We start from the raw sequence: 15,223 nt of genomic DNA on the forward strand, positions 1-15,223 counted from the left end.
ACGAACGAAAGTCACGCACGACTTCCGCTACGCAAAATTAGCCCATCTCTATAGGGAAAATGCTTCACAGCGTTGGTCCAAAAAACGGCGAACTCAAGCCACCGCTCAGAAAATATCAACCGCTTGCCGGTTTTCCTATAGATACTCTTGCTTCTTGACCAAACCGGGCATCGGAATGCTGTAGTGGCCATCGGCGTTCGCTTGCAGCGGCGACGCGGAATCGAGCGTCAAGTCGGCGATGTTGGGAGCGAACTCATGATCGTGGCTCATGAACTGCTCAAGCGTGATCTCTTGACCCGTATGAGCCGCCATGCGTCCCATCGATGTCACGGCGCTGGCCATCACGCCACGCTCGACTTCGTTATAAGGCGTGTCGTTGCGAATCGCCGCGATCAGATCGTTCCATTCCAATTGGTAAGGGTTCTCTTCGCGTTCGGGCCAATCCCACAGCAACTTGCTCTTGTCCATGTTGTGCCCCTCGTAGATCCGGCTCTTCGCGGGCGTGTGTGACGCCGACGAGATCACAGCCAATCCCTTGCTGCCGTGGGCGTAACTGGCGAATTCCTGTTTGCAGCCCGCAATCGTGCGTCCGTCGACCAACAACTTGGCGCCATCGGCAAACGTGTATTCCATTCCGTAGGAATCAAAGTTTTGGTCAATCATGTCGCCGCGATAATGACGGCCGCCGACCGAATGGACGCGAACGGGCCAATCGTTTTTCATCCAACATGCTTCATCAATGTTGTGGATCAAGAAATCGCTGACCGCACCCCCGCTGAGCCACAAGAATCCATGGAAATTTTTGATCTGATATTGCAGTTCACTCAGATCAGTGGTGTTGGGCGGTACCGCTGCCGAGGCGGTTGGACCCGCCATGCGGTAAGCACGCAACAGCGACACGTCGCCGATTTCACCATTCTGAATACGATCAAACAACTCTTGGCGAACTTTGCAGTGACGGCACATCAATCCGACGCCGACCTTCAAGTTTTTATCCAATGCCTTTTTGTTGATCTCTAACATTCTCGCCGAGGTGGGCGCGTCGATCGTGACCGGTTTCTCCATAAACACGTTCAGCCCCTTTTCAATCGCGTAGGTGTAATGCACCCAGCGGAATCCCGGAGGCGTCGCGAAAATCACCACGTCGCCGGGACGCAGGCAATCGATCGCCTTTTTGTAGCCATCAAAACCAATAAATTGACGTTCTTCGGGGACATCGACTTTGCTGCCGACCTTCTTGTGTTTCGATAGCGAGGTGTGCGTGCTGCGTAGGTTCTTTTCGAAGACGTCCGCAAGGGCCACCAGTTGAATCGGTCCGTTTTCAACCGACAAAGCGTTCAACGCCGCACCAGTACCACGGCCTCCACAGCCAACCAAGGCGACACGGATCGTATTGTCCTCGGCCGCGTGCACGTGCTGAGCCGATGCGGCCACCAAGGTTGTCGCGGCAGCCACTTGGCTACTGCTCTTCAGAAATTCGCGACGGGATGAACCGGGGGACTTGTTCTCTAAATTCATATCAGCGTTCCAGAGGTAGGGGGAGGAAGGAATGAGGGTGAGCGTGGATGACTATTCTTCAGGATCTAATTGCACAGGAGCGGTTTTGTCCCATTTGTTGGCTTTTTCATCCGCCGTAGGCTCGGTCAGCGGCCGGACGACGCGGAAACCCACGCCCTGGGCGTCGGTCAGATACCAGATGCTTTGCGGCAGCTGCGGATCCTGCTCTTTCCACTCTTCACTGGATCCTTCGCGAACGCCGCTGCGAAGCATGTCGGGGTCATCATCCCAGCCGCCACCGCGTACGACGCGTGGATACAGCGTGCTGGGGATCGCCAAAGGGTTTTTGATTTTGGGGTTCTGCGAATAGAAGTCGGCGACGTATTGATCAAGCACCCATTCGGCAACATTGCCGTGCATGTCATACAGGCCCCAAGGATTGGGTTTCTTTTGACCGACCTCGTGGTAGGCATCTTCGCTGTTGTCAAAATACCACGCGTAGTCATCAAGTTGTTCGGGGTCATCGCCGAACGAGTAGGCCGTTTGAGTTCCCGCACGAGCGGCGTACTCCCATTCCGCCTCGGTGGGCAAACGATAGTAACGACCTGTTTTTGCCGATAACCATTTACAAAACGTACGTGCCGCGTGCTGAGTCATGCTGATCGCGGGATAACGTTCCTTGCCCATCCCGAAACTCATGTCCGTGTAAGGCTCGGTCGGCTTGGAAATTCCATCGACGATTTCGTCTCGCGGCGTTGCCGGAATCGACAACATCTGACGACGCCGTTGATCCATCTGCTCGCTCCAGACATCGTATTGGTCCCATGTGATTTCGTATTTGCCCATCCAAAAGGGATCGACCGTGACTTCTCGCTGTGGCCCTTCGTCCTCGTTGCGATCCGCTTCGCTCTCGGGCGTCCCCATTGTAAACGTGCCCCCTTTGATCGGAACCATTTCGATCGCCAATTCAGTATGCTCGATCGGTTCGGCATACGGTTTCATCTCCGCTTCGGCCTTGGCAACGGCATCCGGGACATCCAGGACAACGTTGTCCGCAGTGGCGGAAAGAGGGGCATACGCGAGCACAAATGCGGCGGCAGTCGCGAGTAGCGAACGGGTTTGAGGGGTCGAAAGCATCGTCCGGGTTGGGTTAAGGTGGGAATGGGTAGCGAAACCGTCTAGGCATTATAGCCACCACGCGGAGCGTTGTGTGTCATTTGTCCGCGACTTTTGCGGGCGGAGGAGGCTCCACCAACGTCGGAGACAGCGGATTGAGTTAGCGGTTTGGGCTAGCGCTGTAAATCATCCCGTAGCGGAACTCGTCAAGAGTTTCGGGGGGCATTCGGAAATCGAACGAAAGTCTTGACGACTTCCGCTACAAGGCCACGTAGTCGTTTCAACGTCGTTGGCGCTGGTAGTTGGTTCGACTACAAGTCGTTGTTGCGGATTTCGGCGAGCCGGGCGGCAAGTTTGCGTTTGAATTCTTCGACAACCGGAGCGTAGGCTTCGTCCGCCGCCAAATTAATGTATTGCTGCGGATCACGGCGGACGTCAAACAACTCGATCCCCGCCGAGGCATCTTCGTTGTACTGAATGTACGCCCAGTCGTTCTCACGCAGCAAAAATCCTTTTCGCATCGGAGCGACGCTGAAGGCGGCATCGCGAACCGTGACACTCGGATCGTCCAGCATCGCCGAGATGTCTTTGCCCTGCAGTCGCTTGGGAACCGGCATCCCGCAAAGCGATGCGGTTGTTGGATACAGGTCAATCAGTTCGACAAGGCTGTCGCACACCGCGGGTTGTTTGCCAGGGACGCTGATGATCAACGGAACCGAAGCCGACTCGTCCCGCAGACTGACCTTGGCCCAAAAATCATGTTCGCCAAGATGGTAACCATGGTCGCTGGTGAAGATCACGATCGTATTGTCACGCTGTCCCGAGGCATCAAGCGCATCAAGCACCTTGCCGACTTGAGCGTCCATGAACGCGACCGACGCGTAGTAACCGCCGACCGCTTTCTTTTGACGACGAACATCCATCTGCATGTTCACGCTGGTTTTGTAATTGATGCCGGCTTTGGGAATGTCGTCCCAGTCGCCCTCGACTTTTTCCGGCAGCGTCATTGTGTCGAACGGCTTGAAGGGGTCGTAGTAAGGACGCGGCGAGACAAACGGGACATGAGGGCGAACAAAACCAACGCCTAACCAAAACGGTTCGTCGCGGTGTTGCCCAATCAACTCGACCGCTTTGGCAGCAGTTTTGCCATCGCTGTGGACGTCGTCGTCGCCATCGGCTTCGACGACTACAAACGTGTTGCCGCCGACCACCGGTTTTTTGCCATCAGGATTGCGTTCCAATGTCTCACCGTCGCCTGCGGCCTTCCATTCGGGGCCTGGACTATTGAATCGTTCGGTCCAACTGCGTTCGTCATCGGCTTCGTTCCCCCCTTTTTCGATTCCGCCAGGCACGCCCATGTGAAAAATCTTGCTCACCCGGGCGGCGTAGTAACCTCGGTCCTTAAAGTACTGAGACCACATCGCACGGTCGCCAATTTGCGGGCGAGGGTTTTTGTACCCCAGCACTCCGGTCGCATGCGGGTAGTAACCCGACATAAACGACGCTCGCGAAGGACCACAATAAGTGCCTTGGCAATATGCTCGCGTGAACCGTGTCCCTCGTGCGGCCAACGCATCAATGTTCGGCGTCTGGCAGACTGTGTTTCCGTAGCAAGATAATGCGGTGGAGGTGAGGTCGTCCGAGATGATGAACAGAACGTTCCGTTTGGGATGTGCCTTTGCCGCTGCTTCCTTGGCATCACTAACCCGTGATTGAACCCCAAAACACGCGATTCCGATCAATAGGGCGGCGAGGCGGCTGAACGAAACATGCATAGAAAAGCACCGGAGGGCGGGAGTGATGGCGGGAGGGGGGGGAAGGGAGGGGAGCTGGCTCTAATGAATATAACCTTGGGGAGAGAGCCGTACCAGTTTTGCGGCGACTCGCTTCCAAAGTCCGGTGCGGCCAAGAATCGTGCCGATTTGAGTGATCTCGCACTCGTGGTCCATCGCCAGCACCTTGTCGGCATCCGCTTGGCTCATGGTCAGGATCAATTCAAAGTCTTCGCCGTCGCTCCAGGCGTGTTCAAACGGTGTGCGGCCACTTTTTTCGGCCAACATGATCGCGTCGTCGTGGATCGGGATCGCCGGAATATTCAGCTCGACACCCACCCCGCTGGCGGCACACAGACGATCGAGGTCCAGCGACAACCCGTCGCTGATGTCGATCGCAGCGTGCACGTCGACCATTTCCCGCAGTCGATGAGCAAGATCGACGCGGGGGGTGGGGCGTAAGTGTCGACCTAAGATGCTGCCGCCGACAAAACCGGTGACCAGCACCGCGTCGTTCTCTTTTGCGCCGCTTCGCAGCCACGGATCTCCGGTGGGGATGTCTCCGAGCAGCGTAATACTGACGCTCAATGGCCCGTTGTAGGTCGAGATGTCCCCCCCCGCGATCGCGAGCTGGAATTCCGTCGCGGCTTGCAAAATCCCTTCATAGACATCGCCGGCAATTCGCGTCGCATTCTGCTTCGGTAATGCCAGGGTTACCAGCGCCGACTTCGGTACCGCTCCCATCGCCGCAATGTCGCTCAAATTGATCGCCATCGCCTTGTAACCGGCATCCGCGTATGCATGTTCACTCGAATCAAAGTCGACGCCATCAATGATTTGGTCGGTGCAGGCGATCAAATTGGCTTGGGGAGGCTGAATGACAGCGGCATCGTCACCAATTCCCACTGCGACTTGAGGCAGCGAGCGGCAGCGACCGCGAAGATAGGCAAGAAAGGACTGTTCCATGTTCAAATAGCGTGTTTTTAATAGGGAATTGGTGTTCGAGAACCGCCGCGGGACTCGCAAATCGCCGATTGCGAGCGTGAAAACGGCTGGATTGATGTCATCCTGGTGCAAAACGGGGCATGACGCCCAAAAGTGTCCCCCGCCGATCGGCAACACACAATCCCATCAAGCCGCCCACGCTCCCTTCACTCCCCACTCCTCACTCCCCACTCCTCACTCCCAGCTCCTCACTCCCTTCTTTCCTGCCCACTTTCCCCCACCTCGCCCGTGGAACATAGGCCGATTTTGTGTGAAACTAGAAAAACAGGGGGCTTCTTGCGAAAAATGCTGGACCATCCTTGGTGGACACTCCTATTATTCGGATGTCCCCAAGCCAAGCCACTGGCCGCATCCCTCTGACTGAACTCGTCAAAATACTCAGTCACGAATTGCCAACGAGACAAAGGGCTAGGGAGCTACCGGTTATGCCTGATTTTTTTCTCAACACGACCGTACAAGCTGGGCTTTCCGTTCTGGTCTTATGCATCCTGATTGCCGCCGGATTTTATCTTGTGTCAAGCTATCGGGACTACAACGCCAACGACGGGGAGACAGTGTACGAGACGCTAGCAAATTTGAAAGAAATGCATCTCCGGGGTGAGATTAGCGAAGAAGAATACCGAACTATACAAGCGACAACCCAACGTCAACTAGCAGACCGAATGCAAAACGACCCTTCAACGCCTGCGGGCGGTGAAGGGACGAAAGCCTGAGTGATCTGAACAATCCGACCGAGACTCCTTTCCCGTTACGAAGTCAAGCAGCCCTTTGTGGTTGTCGATCTTGTAACAATCTCGAATCGGGGCGTTCCCGACTGGGGCATTCGTGAGGCATCAACCAATCTTGGGTGAAGCTTGTCGAATTGGCTCGGTAGTCTAGTCTTGAATTTGGGACAACCTTTTCGAACGAATGACCCTTCCATATCCATGCGGGCGTTCAATCGGAAAACTATATATTTCGTTTAATTAGAATCAAACCACAATCGGCTCGAGTCTTTCGAGGAAACGGATGGCCTGAGGGTGTCTGTTTTTTTCGGCCACGTTGCGGATCGTTACGTAGATTTACGTCACGTTCAGTAGCATTCTGGTCGGCGAAGACGTCACCAAAAGCATTCGAGCCCGTGGCCCTAACCGTTTGACGCGTTGTTGATCTCACGTGGGTGTGATCTACGGCGAGCGCAGAGCACAGGCTCATGAAACGCGCGTTAGTCGTTACTTCAGCCCACATTAGACCAACAACACAACCAGGAGCCGTGTATGACCTCGAAAGAAACCCCAACTTCGCGTCGTGGAAGTTCGACCAACAAAAAGAACGCGTTCTGTTCTTTCTGTCGCAAGAGCTACCGGGATGTGGGACCGCTCGTCGAAGGCCCAGGTGACGTTTACATCTGTGGCGAGTGCATCGAGCTGTGCCAGTCGATTCTGGATCAAGAACAGCGTCGACGTGGGCCAAGCAAGTCACTGTTTAGCGACATTCCCGCACCCAGGGATATTGTCGAACACCTCGACCAATACGTGATCGGTCAAGGCGCGGCGAAACGCGTACTCGCGGTCGCGGTGCACAATCACTACAAACGCCTCAATAGCGAGTGGGAAGGCAACTCGGACGTCGAAATCGAAAAGAGCAACATTCTGTTGGCCGGACCGACCGGTAGCGGAAAAACGTTGCTCGCTCGTTCGCTTGCCCGCATGTTGAATGTTCCCTTCGCTATCGGCGATGCCACCACGCTAACCGAAGCCGGTTACGTCGGTGAAGATGTTGAGAACCTGCTACTGAAACTGCTGCACGCCGCCGATTTCGACGTCGAAGCCGCACAGCGTGGGATTCTATACATCGACGAAGTCGACAAGATCGGTAAGACCAGTGCGAATGTTTCGATCACACGTGACGTTTCGGGCGAAGGGGTTCAGCAGAGCCTCTTGAAAATGCTCGAAGGCACCGTGGCGAACGTCCCACCGCAAGGCGGACGCAAGCATCCCGAGCAACAGTACATCCAATTGGATACAAGTAATATCTTGTTCATCGTGGGTGGAACGTTTGTCGGGATCGAAGACATCATCCGCAAACGCATGGGACATCGTACCCTTGGTTTCGGTGGTGGTGCAGGACATCGCAACGAGATGACCGATTCGGACTTGCTCGCCAACGTTCAAACCGAAGACATTTTGCAGTTCGGTTTGATTCCCGAGTTGATCGGACGATTGCCGGTGGTCAGCTACTTGCAGCCGCTCGACGAAGACGGTCTTGTGCGAGTGATGAAGGAGCCCAAGAACGCGTTGGTGAAACAGTATCAAGCACTTTTCCAAATGGAAAATTGTGACTTGAAATTCACTGACGGAGCACTTCGCATGGTCGCTCAACGTGCCCTCGAGAAAGGTGTCGGAGCTCGCGGGCTTCGAGGCATTCTCGAAGAGGTGATGTTGGACATCATGTACGATTTGCCAGGCCAAGAGGCGGGCAGCGTCTACACGATCGACGAGACCGTGGTCAGCGGATCACGCAAGTTGTTCCAGATGCCGACGACCAAAAGCGCGTAAGCGAGCGGCTGGTCCGTAGCTGAAAAGCGTAGCATCACGATTCACAGCGAAGCGAAAACGCCATGGCAGCCACCGAAAAGGTTGCCGTGGCGTTTCGTCGTTATGAGGCTAAAAGGTGTCGGCCTAAAATAAAAAGGTGTCGGACACCTTTTTGGCGATCTGGGGGGAATGTGGCTTTTGGGGGTGTTACTGCTCGGCGGGTTTGCCGAAGGTGGTCGCGAAGTCGATGTCGGTTTCGCTCAGTCGATTCAGCGGGATCGTGATCGTTTGCCCGTTATCCTTGCGTCGCAGCGTGACTCGGCCATCGGCGTGACTGACCAGTACGGCGTCGACTTTAAAACTGCCGCTGGCGTCGCTCCAGGTTCTTGGCATCAGCGTTGCCAGATGACGCAGCGTGTCCCAGCGAGTCGAGAGGCTCTTGAGGGCCGAGGTGACCTCGCGAGCCTGCTTGACCTCTTCGGCATCCTCTGATTTTTCTCTCTCGGCAAAGCGAGCCAGGACTTTGCGGAGCGTTTGCTGAAGCAACGAATCGTACGGCGGCGGAGCGGACACGTCGGCTCGCTGTCTCATCTCGGCATCGAGTTCCGGCTTCCGGCCGACCAATTGCCGCTGCATCGCCAATTGATGTTGCGATTCGAGTCGAGGTAACACCTCGGCAGACAAAGCTTCGTCGGTGGGCAGGAATCCATTGTCAAAAAACGCTTGCCGCCATTCGCCTAGGTAGTGATAGCCAACGCGGACCGAAAACGGACCAGGGGCATCAAAATACGGAGCTCCTTCGAACTTGAAATCGCTGTTGCCGCGATAGGGCATCGACAACGCGTTTGAAAATTCACCAAACCCGCTTCCGGAGAGCAAGATTTTGATTCCCGCCGTGGTGCCTCCGGCTTGCTCGAACTCGCGGTCAAATGCGACAAGTCCCTCGCCACTGGCTTTTCCCGGAGTGATGACCGACAACACCGATGCCTCGGTCGTGCGAACATCGTCGTTGCCAAAGTTCGCTTTGAACTCAAACGTGTCTTTGTAACTGAACGAAGGCTCGGCGATACCTGCCGGAGGAAGTCGCATCAACGGCACCTTGGCGATCTGTCCAAGCAGCAGCGGCATGTTTCCTGGCCCTGCGATTTGGGTGATTTCGCCCTGGGGCGAAACCGAGATTTGGCCTTCGCAGAATTGAAACAGTCCCGGATAGTGATCGACTTTGGTGATGAATTCTTGATCGGCAAGACGACTACGCAGTCGCATCCGCTTGTGCATTTCTGCGGCGTGTGGTGGCAAGCCGGGGGGCACGGCGATGTCTTCCTCGGGCGGTCGAGAAAGTCGCGCGCGTTTTGATTCGATCCAGTCCTGTAGCGACGATCTGCTCCAGGGTTTCGAGCCGTAGAAGGGGACGCTGTAATAGGTCGCCGTCCAGCCGGCAGCTTCCGATTGAATCACATCGAACCGCAGTCGACAACGTTGATTCAAGACCGATTTGGAACCGCGGCTGCCGGACACGTCCACCACACGAACTTCGATTCCGTACAGATAGCTTTCGCCCACCACCGGTCGGTACACTGCGTCTTGAGCGAACGCACTGCGAGCGTTCGCGTCCCCTAACCCGGCTACCCACGACATCATGCAAATCGCAATCGCAATCGCAATGGGGCGCGTGCGTTTGGTTGTCGCGGATGATGTTCCGCTCATCGAATTTCCTCGGCCAATCGTTCCATGTCGGTTCGCAGCGACCGCATGTATCGCCGCCATTCCAGTTCCAGCGTGGTGCGATCGCCGAAGCACTCGTCAAACGTGCTGACCAACTTCTCGGCTTTTGCTTTGAGCGATTCGCCGTCCGTAACCTCGATGTCGATACTCTGGATCTCGCGATAGAATTTGATCAGCTGATCAAACCGTTCGTGAAACAAGAAATGGGTCAGCGCCCAAGCTTGGCCATAGGCCGGCAATTGATTGCCCAGCATGCCTTCGATGGTAAAACCGAGATCAGAGACAATGAACTCAATGCCACCGCGAATGGGATCGCCCTCGAGAACACGGTAGTACCCAATACGATCTCGGTCGACGACCCCCACACCGCTCCAGCGTGCCATCTTGGAAGACTCGAAAAACGACGCCAGCCCTTCGTGAACCCATCGCACAAACACGCCATCGCTGGGGAACAGATCGGTATTGCCTGCCAATTGATGGACCGCTTCGTGCGATACGACGCTGATGTCTTCGCTTTCCCGCTCGATGTCAATGAGCAGTTCGATTGTGTTGGCGAACCGGATCAGCTCGCCGCCGCCCTGCACTCGATTTCGGCGGATGTCTTTTTCCATCCCATCAAACATTTCGTTCAACTTTTGCAGCTGTTGAAACATGGGGGTGGTGCCCGAATCGTAAAAGATCGAAATGTTCTCTTTGGGGAGATAGAACCCTGCGACTTGTCGCAATCCCATTCCCAGCCGTTTTTCCATCTGCATGAAATCGGCATGTTGGCTAAACAGCACAACGGCCAACGGATCGGTCGGTGGACGCAGGAACAAACCCTCAAAAGCAAACGTCAGGAAATACGATTCGTAAACCTTTTCGAGCAGTTCCAAACGCATTTCCGGACGCGTTTTTCGCGTGCGAGGATCCTTCTCGTTGTCGCCATCATGCAACAAGAAAAAGTGTTTGCTGCGGGACAGCTGCATTGATTTGCCGCCGACCAATTCGCGAGCACTGGCTTCGATCGTTGAGTTGTTGGTGACCGGTCGATTCAGATAGTACATCAATCCCGCGAGTTTGCGGATTTTCGCGTGGCTAGAGTCCAGTTTCCAGGCGGCACTGAGAAGCGATTTGCACTCGTCAAGCAATCCATTGTGCAGCGCCCATTTTCCAGTTTCGAGCATCGTGTCGACATCCTTGCTTTGCGTCGCCTCACGTAGCTTTTTGGCAAACACGGCTTCGGTCGTGGGCAGTTTCAGGACCTGGATGTCTTTGGCGTTAAAGTAAAGCGATCCTCGCGGATGTCGGTGCGTGGCGGTTCCGCCGGGATTGTACGTCACACTGCCCTCGAGCATGATCGACAGATCGCTGCCGGGAAGTGTGTAGAGTGTGTAATCCGCTCGGCACGGATTTAACGAAAGGAAGAGAGCCGCACAACAAATGAATGCCGCGTGAACGGCAATGTTCGAAAAGAAATGGACGCAGGATCTCATGCGTGATGGCCTCGGAGTGAGCATTTGGTCGCATCCGAGTATGGGGGGCACGCAACGCAAAGTCAAGCAAACAGTGCTTCAACTGCTTGCCCTTTTCCATCTTTGGTCACGTAGAATGGGCGTGCTTCGATATCAAAGCCAGTTCGCGGGCTGATCCCCATCGCCGTCATGATCGTGGCATGCAAATCTTCGATCGACACGGGATCTTCGATGGCCACCAGCGGACGTTCCGGAGCGGTGGCTCCGTATAGAAAACCTGACTTCATACCACCGCCAAACAGCAACACGCTTGATCCCGCGGTGAAATGCCGGTGTAGTCCATAGTGTTTCATTTCAGCGACGGCATCCACTTTTTCGCGAGCTTGGTCGTTGGCGTTGGATCCGGGTTGACCCTCCATCAACGCATCGCGGCTAAATTCCGAGGCCACGATAACAAGGGTTCGGTCGAGCAGTTTGCGTTGTTCCAAATCAAGGATTAATTGCGCGATCGGTTGATCCACTTCGCTATGCATACGGGCCATCGTCGTGTGGCCATCATTGTGAGTGTCAAAATGCAAAAAGGGGACATATTCCGTGGTGACTTCGACGAATCGCGTTCCGGCTTCGATCAATCGGCGGGCCAACAAGCAGCCTTGGCCAAAGCGAGTGGAGTTGTACTTTTGGGCAACGTCGCTGGGCTCAAGTGAGATGTCAAACGCTTTGCGCTCTTTGGAACTGAGCAGCCGATAGGCGTTGTCAAACGATCGCAGCATCGATTCCTGGTGATAATCACTCATGAATTCTCGCTGCGGGCTTTGGTCGACCAATCGTCGAAACAGTTTGTTGCGATTGGAAAACCGCTGAGCATCCATGCCTTTGGGAGGACGAACCGATACCGCCGCGCGATCCGGGTACGGCAAATTCATCGGTCCATATTCACTGCCAAAAAATCCCGCGGTGGTGAATGCTTTTAGTTCTTCGCTCTCACCCACCCCTTCGAGTCGTTGGCCAATATTGACAAACGCAGGCATCACTTCATTACGCGGCCCCAACACACGGGCCATCCACGAACCGATATGGGGCGCGGCAACCGTTTGCGGCGGAACGTAGCCGGTGTGCCAGTGGTATTGGTGCCGTGAATGCAGGATGCTGCCAAGGTCCGGTTGCACATGCGAGCGAATCAGCGTCGCGCGATCCATCACTCCCGCGATATTTTCCAGCCCCTTGCAGATTTTGATATTGTCCACGGCGGTATCGATCGCCGGGAACGTGCTCAGCATATCGGATACCTTCAAGCCCTTTTTAAAAGGATGGTAACGTTTCGGGTCCAAGGTGTCCGGCGCCGCCATCCCGCCTGCTAACCAGATCAAGATGCACGCATCGGCAGTCGGTTGCGGATGTTCTACGTGGTCCATTGCCGAGACGAATTGCCGAGGGGCACTCGATGCCATGGCAGCAAGCGAGGCCGCGGAAAGCTGCCGCAAAAAATCGCGACGCACCAAGGGTTCAGGACGCTCGGGATCGTGTTGGAATTGCATCACAGTGACTCGGGGTTGGTTCGGTGGGATCGTGTTTTTTTGTGCGAAGCGGGAATGACCATGCCGCGGCGTGCGGTTAACGAATCAGCAGGAATTCAGGCAGCATGCAAATGGCCCACAGCGCGTCTTGCAGTTGTTCGGTGGTCGGGGATTCGCCTAGAGTTTCGCGAAATAATACCGCTTCGGATTTCGTTGGGACGCGAGTTAACGCGGATTGAAACAAGTGCTGGACAAGCTCGTCGGTCGAGTTCCACTTCTCGTCATTCCATCGTTCGGCTCCGGTGGCAAACGCTTCTGCGAGCGAGGGTTCATTCGCTAGGTCAATGGCTTCGAGAGTCGTCAGACTGCTTGGCCGCATGGAAACGATTTGGTCACGGATCGGTCGACCCAACGATTGCATCAACGCGTTGTTCTTCATCAGTGAAGCGCGAACCATCGGCATGTGACGCGACGAACCGGTGACGTTTGCGAGTGCCGAGGCGGCTTCGCGATCAATCAAATCGCTCCACACGTTGACCGGTTGCACCACCGAAACCGTGTTCCAGCCCTCGACGGGGGCAGCTGGGTGTGCGTTCTTAGGATGAGGAAGGGGCTTTTCGATGTCGGGATGGAATTCCCAAGATGGATCGCTGACGATCGATAGCTGAGTTTGATCTTCGAGCATGAAAGTTGCTGCAAAAAACAGACCTGCGGCGTTGGGAGTATGGCCCGCGTTTTTGACTTGAAACAGCAATTCGTTGGTTCCTTGACGTAGCAAGTTTGCTAATTCAATCGATTGCAGGCTGGTCCAGTCGTTGGACGATCCTGCGTTGGTTCCATTGACGTACAGGGTGAATTCGTTGTCGCAGGTCAGGACGGATCCGCTTCGCAAAACTTCACTCGGCAAATCAAATTTTTTGCGAACCCACATTTCTTGATTCGCGGGAGCGGCGTGTCCGTTGCGGCCTCCCCAAATCCATTTGGCCTTCGATAACACCGAATCGGCGGTGTTTGGGGTGATTGCACCCGGCGAAATGACATGACGCGAAATGGGGGCGTCAAACTTTTGCGGAGCGCTGCCTGTCAACTGCCACACCGCATCTAAGAACTGTTCGGCGGTCATGCGACGGGCACGTGGGCCGCGATAAATGTAGTCGCCGATCGCCGAATCGTCTTCGCTGATCTCGGTTTTCGATTGATAGGCTGCCGAGGTCGCGATCAGCCGCAGTGTCGCTTTTAAATCGTATTGATGATCGGCTAAGTGAACGGCCAAGTAATCCAGCAGGTCTTCGTTCCATGGTTCCGATTGCATTGCGTCTAGCGGTTGGACAATGCCTCGTCCCATCAAACGGTACCACAGCCGATTAACGATCGTGCGTGTAAAGCGTCCGTTTTCTGGATGCGTCAACAGCTGCGCTAGTTGCTGCAGTCGTTCCTCGCGAGGTGCCGAGGCATCGATTTGACCCAGTTCAGGAAACAACCAAGATGCTTGTTGCGTTTCCCCGGTCGGTATGTCGCAGCGGTGCAATTGCAGAGGTGCTTCGGCATAGATCGCTCCCAATCCATAAGCCTCTTTGAGTGTCCAACGGTCAATAAAACTGTCGTGGCACGAGGCACACTTCATATTGATGCCGAGGAAGGACTGCGACACAGATTGTGCAAACTGGATTTCGAGCGTCTGCCCTGCGCTAACCGTCCCACGCCACTTGATGCCATCGATGTAACCACGGCTTTCGTCCGAACTTGGGGCAATCAGTTCGCGGGTCAATTGATCAAACGGTTTGTTTTGGACTAGTGATTCGTACAACCAGCGACTGATTTGCCGACGTCCTTTGGTAATGAATCCGGTGCCGCTGTAGTCATTGCGAAGCAAGTCGTTGAAGAACGTTAACCAGTGGTCGGCGTAATCAATTTCGCGTGACAGCAGATCGTCCACCAAACGAGTTCGTTTGTCGGGTGATGAATCGTTCTGAAAGGATGTCAGTGCATCGGTCGTCGGTAACAGACCGATCAAGTCCAAGTGGACACGGCGAAAGAACGTCGCGTCGTCGATCGGTGGCGGCGTTGGCAAACCATGCTCGGTTAAGTAGGCATCGAGAATTCGATCAATCGGATTGACGCGTCCGTCGATTACCGGCGGCAGCTCGGGACGCCGCGGCCGCAGCGGCGGTTCATAGCTTTGAATTGCAAACGTGAAATCATCGTCCCACGGCATCCCTTGATCGATCCAGTGGCGGAGCCGTGCCGTTTCGTTGGGGCTCAAGCGAGGCCGATCCGGCGGCGGCATTTGTTCGTCGGGATCCTCAGAGGTGATCAAGCGAATCAATTCCGAATTGGACGAGTCCTCAGGTTCGACCATCCCCGATTCGATCATCAGGCTGCGTGTATTGACTGAGAAGTTTCCTTCGGCTTCGCGGCCGCCGTGACAGGTCACGCAGTTTCGTTGCAGGATTGGCACAATGTCGTGAGCAAAATCGATCGGTTCATTTGCGACGGCGGTCACTGCGCAAAAAGCAAGTGACACGATTCCAAGGCAAAGCGAAACGAGCAAACTAGCGGTGTATGACGCCAGACGTGAAGGTGTGAGCATCGTCGGTTTTAGGTGAGAAGGAAGGGTGGGG

General features: G+C 55.1%; 10 protein-coding genes. 2 read left to right on the forward strand and 8 right to left on the reverse strand.

Features of this window, described 5'->3' with window-relative positions:
* Nucleotides 1–135: 135 nt before the first annotated feature.
* The 4 genes from ABX962_RS13405 to thiL form a co-directional block, all read right to left on the reverse strand.
* Nucleotides 136–1,518: a Gfo/Idh/MocA family protein gene (locus tag ABX962_RS13405; RefSeq protein ID WP_372720181.1), complete on the reverse strand. Its 1,383-nt coding sequence runs from the start codon at nucleotides 1,516–1,518 to the stop codon at nucleotides 136–138.
* Between the two features lie 51 nt (nucleotides 1,519–1,569).
* Nucleotides 1,570–2,634: a formylglycine-generating enzyme family protein gene (locus ABX962_RS13410; protein WP_372720183.1), complete on the reverse strand. Its 1,065-nt coding sequence runs from the start codon at nucleotides 2,632–2,634 to the stop codon at nucleotides 1,570–1,572.
* A gap of 290 nt (nucleotides 2,635–2,924) precedes the next feature.
* The gene (locus ABX962_RS13415; protein WP_372720185.1) at nucleotides 2,925–4,388 is read right to left on the reverse strand and encodes a sulfatase; all 1,464 of its coding nucleotides are present in this window, start codon (nucleotides 4,386–4,388) and stop codon (nucleotides 2,925–2,927) included.
* 60 nt (nucleotides 4,389–4,448) lie between these two features.
* Nucleotides 4,449–5,351: a thiamine-phosphate kinase gene (thiL, locus tag ABX962_RS13420; RefSeq protein WP_372720187.1), complete on the reverse strand. Its 903-nt coding sequence runs from the start codon at nucleotides 5,349–5,351 to the stop codon at nucleotides 4,449–4,451.
* Between the two features lie 464 nt (nucleotides 5,352–5,815).
* Between thiL and ABX962_RS13425 the strand changes: the two genes are divergently transcribed.
* Nucleotides 5,816–6,103, forward strand: a complete 288-nt coding sequence (locus ABX962_RS13425) for a hypothetical protein (RefSeq protein ID WP_372720189.1) — start codon at nucleotides 5,816–5,818, stop codon at nucleotides 6,101–6,103.
* A gap of 543 nt (nucleotides 6,104–6,646) precedes the next feature.
* Nucleotides 6,647–7,927: an ATP-dependent Clp protease ATP-binding subunit ClpX gene (gene clpX, locus ABX962_RS13430; RefSeq protein ID WP_372720191.1), complete on the forward strand. Its 1,281-nt coding sequence runs from the start codon at nucleotides 6,647–6,649 to the stop codon at nucleotides 7,925–7,927.
* Between the two features lie 186 nt (nucleotides 7,928–8,113).
* On the opposite strand, the gene ABX962_RS13435 is transcribed toward clpX, so the two are convergent.
* From ABX962_RS13435 to ABX962_RS13450, 4 genes are all read right to left on the reverse strand, one after another.
* Nucleotides 8,114–9,613 (reverse strand): SHD1 domain-containing protein, encoded by a 1,500-nt coding sequence (locus ABX962_RS13435; RefSeq protein WP_372720193.1) that lies wholly within the window; start codon nucleotides 9,611–9,613, stop codon nucleotides 8,114–8,116.
* A complete protein-coding gene (locus ABX962_RS13440) occupies nucleotides 9,610–11,106 on the reverse strand; it encodes a DUF1570 domain-containing protein (RefSeq protein WP_372720195.1) in 1,497 nt (498 codons plus the stop codon). Before ABX962_RS13440 ends, ABX962_RS13435 begins: the two co-directional genes overlap by 4 nt.
* 62 nt (nucleotides 11,107–11,168) lie before the next feature.
* A complete protein-coding gene (locus tag ABX962_RS13445; RefSeq protein WP_372720197.1) occupies nucleotides 11,169–12,623 on the reverse strand; it encodes a DUF1501 domain-containing protein in 1,455 nt (484 codons plus the stop codon).
* 76 nt (nucleotides 12,624–12,699) lie between these two features.
* A partial coding sequence (locus ABX962_RS13450) for a DUF1549 domain-containing protein (protein WP_372720199.1) occupies nucleotides 12,700–15,223 on the reverse strand: 2,524 nt, incomplete at its 5' end.

It is taken from the genome of Novipirellula sp. (assembly GCF_041583735.1).
Classification (GTDB): domain Bacteria; phylum Planctomycetota; class Planctomycetia; order Pirellulales; family Pirellulaceae; genus Novipirellula.

Bases quoted from the DNA above. Each gene is read 5' to 3' on its own strand.
- clpX (WP_372720191.1), top strand. From the start codon at position 6,647: ATGACCTCGAAAGAAACCCCAACTTCGCGTCGTGGAAGTTCGACCAAC.
- ABX962_RS13410 (WP_372720183.1), bottom strand. From the start codon at position 2,634: ATGCTTTCGACCCCTCAAACCCGTTCGCTACTCGCGACTGCCGCCGCA.
- ABX962_RS13405 (WP_372720181.1), bottom strand. From the start codon at position 1,518: ATGAATTTAGAGAACAAGTCCCCCGGTTCATCCCGTCGCGAATTTCTG.
- ABX962_RS13415 (WP_372720185.1), bottom strand. From the start codon at position 4,388: ATGCATGTTTCGTTCAGCCGCCTCGCCGCCCTATTGATCGGAATCGCG.
- thiL (WP_372720187.1), bottom strand. From the start codon at position 5,351: ATGGAACAGTCCTTTCTTGCCTATCTTCGCGGTCGCTGCCGCTCGCTG.
- ABX962_RS13425 (WP_372720189.1), top strand. From the start codon at position 5,816: ATGCCTGATTTTTTTCTCAACACGACCGTACAAGCTGGGCTTTCCGTT.
- ABX962_RS13435 (WP_372720193.1), bottom strand. From the start codon at position 9,613: ATGAGCGGAACATCATCCGCGACAACCAAACGCACGCGCCCCATTGCG.
- ABX962_RS13440 (WP_372720195.1), bottom strand. From the start codon at position 11,106: ATGAGATCCTGCGTCCATTTCTTTTCGAACATTGCCGTTCACGCGGCA.
- ABX962_RS13445 (WP_372720197.1), bottom strand. From the start codon at position 12,623: ATGCAATTCCAACACGATCCCGAGCGTCCTGAACCCTTGGTGCGTCGC.